The organism is Limosilactobacillus coleohominis (assembly GCF_016901675.1).
In the GTDB taxonomy this organism is placed as follows: Bacteria; Bacillota; Bacilli; order Lactobacillales; family Lactobacillaceae; genus Limosilactobacillus; species Limosilactobacillus intestinavium.
The window spans coordinates 1-219 of sequence record NZ_JACJKU010000223.1; the positions used below are offsets into that span (position 1 = coordinate 1).

1 pseudogene is annotated in these 219 nt (G+C 40.6%); it reads left to right on the forward strand.

Annotated features, from left to right (window positions below):
- Window positions 1-219, forward strand: a pseudogene (locus H5975_RS08600) (IS30 family transposase); the annotation flags it as partial.

The window sequence follows — 219 nt, forward strand, 5'->3', positions numbered from 1 at the left end:
AGAAAACTAAACGTAAACACCATCAATCTCATCCACAAGCCAAAAAGTGCTTAGGACCTAACATTGCTCAACGTCCACAGGTTGCGGACCAACGGTCCGAAATTGGTCACTGGGAACTAGACACTATTCAAGGTCATAAAGATGGCAAGGATAGCGTTGTTCTAGTAATGACTGATCGTTTTTCACGGGTTAATATTACGAGAAAAATTACCAGTAAAA